Raw genomic sequence first — 3,328 nt, 5'->3', positions numbered from 1 at the left:
AAGACAGCTTCCGTCGTGCCCAGGCCGCAGCCGCGCCCGGATATGCCGGCCGCCGTTCCGGTGTCTTTGCAGACAGGTTCGGGACAGACAAATTCCGGGCAGGCGGATGCCGCGACGCAAGCGCCCGATGCCCGCATCGTCAAGATCCAGGCCGGGCTCAAGGCGTTCGGCAATGACGACATGCAGCTGGATGGTGTCGTCGGCGCGCGCACGAAGGCGGCGATCAAGGAATTCCAGTCGCTGTTCGGGCTGCCGCAGACCGGCGAGCCCGATGAGATCGTCTACGTCAAGATGCGCGAGATCGGCCTGACCAACTGACGGCCGAAACGACGGCTCGCCGAGCGGCGGAAATATCGATAGAGAACCGGCAGTTTCGGGAGCTCTCTCATGCGCGTCACATCGGATCTGTGGGTTTCGGCCCTGTTGCGCCGGATTTTCGGCGCCGGTGGATTTGCCGCCGTGGTCAAGCGTGGCGCGACCGAGGCCGGCGCTGTGTTCGTGCTGGCGCGGGGCAGGCTGGGTGAGGTTGCCCTGTTCGGGCCGGCGCCGCAGACAAGCTATGATTCGGCCAAGCCCGACGACCGGTTTTTCACTCTGCTCGGAGCTGGTGACGATCCCGCGGTGCTCGAAGCCAGGCTGGAACGGGAGAAAAAATTCGATCCCGACATCTGGGTGGTCGAAATCGAGGCCGGTGCCGTGCCCGTCGAGGAGCTTATTTCCGTGAAGACGCCCTGAGGCCGGACGAAGCCGCCGCATCGTCGCTGTTCGAAGCGGTGCGTGTATCGCTGTTGGCAGGTGCTGCGCCGCGAACCACCCTTGAAAGGATTTCCGCTCTCCACGACCGCATCTTGTCCTGGGCCGCCTCGCGATGCAGCAGCCGGTAGCGGTCGAGGAAAGTCCGGATAGCCTGCGGGTGCGGGAACTGGCTGGGATAGACGGCAACCGTGACCAGGAAGGCCCTGTCTTCGCTGAGGTCGAGCGAGCGCAAGGCGACAAGCAGCGAGGCATAATTCTGGTTGGCGGTGAGCGATCGCGCGATCTCGAAATCGATGTCGAGTGCATCGGCGAGAGCGGTCTGGAAGAACGCGGCGTTTCCCGTCAGCGCTGTCTCGCGCAATTTCATATAGGTGTCGGCGCCCTTGAAAGGGTCGGCGGTCCTCGCTGTCTTCTCGTCGCCGGTGCGCATCATCGAGCGCAGCCTGCGCCGTGCATTCTCGGCCGCGATGCCGAGTGTCTGTTCCCGGGCTGGCTCGCCGGAGGCGGTATCCGCGCTCGCTGGCGCGATCTTGTCTGCCGCGGCGGCGTTCGCATCCGGGTCCGGCGCGCGCACCAGGGTTGGCCTCTCGAGGGCCCTGATCAGGTCAGCAATGGTCGAGTTCAAGCCCTTGCGGCGCGCGATGGCACGCGCATGCGGCAGGCCATGCCGCCCGATCAGGGCGATGAGATCGATGTCGCTGACGGCGCGTGAGCGGATGAGCAGCGGCGCGGCAATGTCGACCGGTTCCTCGCAAAGACGGCGCACCAGGGCGGCGGGTGCGTATTCGCATTCGGAAAGGGCGGCTGCCACGTAACGGCGGGATTCGACGGACACGTCATTGAACAGCGGCAGCGTCAGGTCTTCGAGTTGGCCGATCTCGCGGCGTGAAGGGCGGGTGAGCGAGCAGAACGCCGACACTGCGGCGCGGAACAGCCTTTCGGCCTTTCCCGAGTCTTTTCTTACCGCGATTTGCCTGAAGTCCGAAGATGACACGAAGGATACGCCCGTACTCGTCACAAGCTTGGCGCGCTCGACCGGGACTGTGCCGGTTTTGCGAGCGCCAAGAACAAAGATCAAGTTAGCGACGATCCGTTAGCGTTCCGTTAACCCTCTGCCGGCCTTAATGACATTTGGAGGCGTTGCGTTGTGCTCCGGGGAAACCGAGAGGAATGCGCGAACCATGGGCATGGTACTGTCTTTCGTGCCGCGTACGGCACCAAACACCAGAGCAAAGCAAACCGCCGAAATGCCGGCGGCGGTGATCATCTTTCCCGGCATCCGCTATGAGCGGTCGCATGCCGGCGAAGTGCGGCCGGTCGATCCCGACAAGACGGGGTCGCCAGGGACGAAGCCGGTCCCGCACCACTGAGTTTCGGCGGCCACGGACCTTTGGTCCGGGATCATGTCTAGTGCATGTCGCCCAAAAGTGACCTCGGTTTTGGAGAACGACATGCATGAAAACAAAGACCTAAAGCGGGTCGTCTGAATCCGTTCAGACGCGACACGCTCTAGAAGTCCTGCAACTCACAGGAACTCTGTTCGAAGAAGCGCGACACGATCGGCTTCCAGCTGTCATCGGGGACGAAGGCACGGATGACGAAGATGCCTTCCTCGATCGGCGCTTCGACGAAGATCGCCCCCTGAAGATCCTCTGGAAGGTCCTTGCGCACGTCGATCATCTGCGCCGGGGTCAGCACCACGGCATCCAGAACGCCGCCGGTCGCTGTGTGGTCGTTGAAGGAATAGATGTTGTGGCCGCTGCGGTCATAGACCGACACCGACCAGAACGGGACATGTCCAGGTGCCTTGACGCGGACCAAACCTTCGCCCAGGTCGAACCGGCAGGCCGTCGCATAAAACAGCGGATCGACGGATTTCACCACGGGCGCGCCACCGGCCTCGGCATCGAGCCGCGTCATCTTGTAGAGGTCCGACGCCATTGACAGCCGCGACCAGGCATCGCGCTCGGAAAACTCAGGCACCAGCAGCAGCACGGCGATGTGCACGATGCCGGCACCGAGCAAGCCGAGCAGGACGGCATGCAGAAGTCCGCGCGTCGCAGCGTAAAAACTACGCATTGCAGCCGACCTTGACGATCCGCGGCAGCGAGACGTCCGACAGGCCCGTGCTGCTGGCGATTGGCGTGTCGTAGAAGGTCAGCACGAAATACATCCTGCCGAAGCCGTCTGTCAGCAGCCAATTGCCGGGCATCGGGTGATGGCCGGCGGAAATGATCACCGAATTGTCGGGCTGGCGCACCACCCCGTAGGATTGCAGCGCCGCCAGCCGGGATTTGCCGGTCTCGACCACGCTGAGCGACTGGTCGGCGGCGTAGAGCGTCCAGAACCGCGCCGTCGGAAATCCGCCCTCGATGGTGTAGGTGCATTCGCGCTTGAGCTCGGCGCCGCCCGTGTCTCGCTCGGCGACGAAGGACAGCCCCTCGGCACGGCCGAGTGCAAGCACGCCCTCGCGCGCCACGCGAGCCTTGGAATAAGGATCGGCGGACGGCGTGCCGATATCGGGAAAGGCTGTCCATTGACCGATCCGGATGGCGCCGACGCCATCCTGGAC

General features: G+C 63.7%; 6 protein-coding genes. 3 read left to right on the top strand and 3 right to left on the bottom strand.

Features of this window, described 5'->3' with window-relative positions; all coding sequences use genetic code 11:
- Together EN925_RS28955 and EN925_RS28950 are read left to right on the top strand one after the other, a co-directional pair.
- On the top strand, positions 1-318 hold a 318-nt coding region (locus EN925_RS28955), incomplete at its 5' end, for a peptidoglycan-binding domain-containing protein (RefSeq protein ID WP_164894454.1).
- Positions 319-387: 69 nt separating this feature from the next.
- Complete coding sequence (locus tag EN925_RS28950) at positions 388-735, top strand: DUF1491 family protein (protein ID WP_013532655.1); 348 nt, start codon at positions 388-390, stop codon at positions 733-735.
- Here EN925_RS28950 and EN925_RS28945 read toward each other — a convergent pair.
- Positions 713-1,750, bottom strand: a complete 1,038-nt coding sequence (locus EN925_RS28945) for a hypothetical protein (RefSeq protein ID WP_164753794.1) — start codon at positions 1,748-1,750, stop codon at positions 713-715. The two genes, EN925_RS28950 and EN925_RS28945, sit on opposite strands and share 23 nt — an antisense overlap.
- Positions 1,751-1,937: 187 nt before the next feature.
- Here EN925_RS28945 and EN925_RS28940 point away from each other — a divergent pair, with 187 nt between their 5' ends.
- Positions 1,938-2,126 carry a hypothetical protein gene (locus EN925_RS28940; RefSeq protein WP_013532653.1) on the top strand — a complete coding sequence of 63 codons (189 nt, stop codon included), beginning with the start codon at positions 1,938-1,940 and terminating at the stop codon, positions 2,124-2,126.
- 139 nt (positions 2,127-2,265) lie between these two features.
- On the opposite strand, the gene EN925_RS28935 is transcribed toward EN925_RS28940, so the two are convergent.
- Entirely contained in the window at positions 2,266-2,835 is a 570-nt protein-coding gene (locus tag EN925_RS28935) for a DUF1254 domain-containing protein (protein ID WP_127370118.1), read from the bottom strand.
- Positions 2,828-3,328: DUF1214 domain-containing protein (locus EN925_RS28930; RefSeq protein WP_128337106.1), on the bottom strand; the 501-nt coding region annotated here is incomplete at its 5' end. The genes EN925_RS28930 and EN925_RS28935, both read right to left, overlap by 8 nt.

It is taken from the genome of Mesorhizobium sp. M7A.F.Ca.US.006.04.2.1, assembly GCF_004022915.1.
GTDB lineage: Bacteria > Pseudomonadota > Alphaproteobacteria > Rhizobiales > Rhizobiaceae > Mesorhizobium > Mesorhizobium ciceri.
The sequence above is the reverse complement of the archived record's forward strand: the minus strand, read 5'-3'. Positions and strand labels throughout refer to the sequence as shown.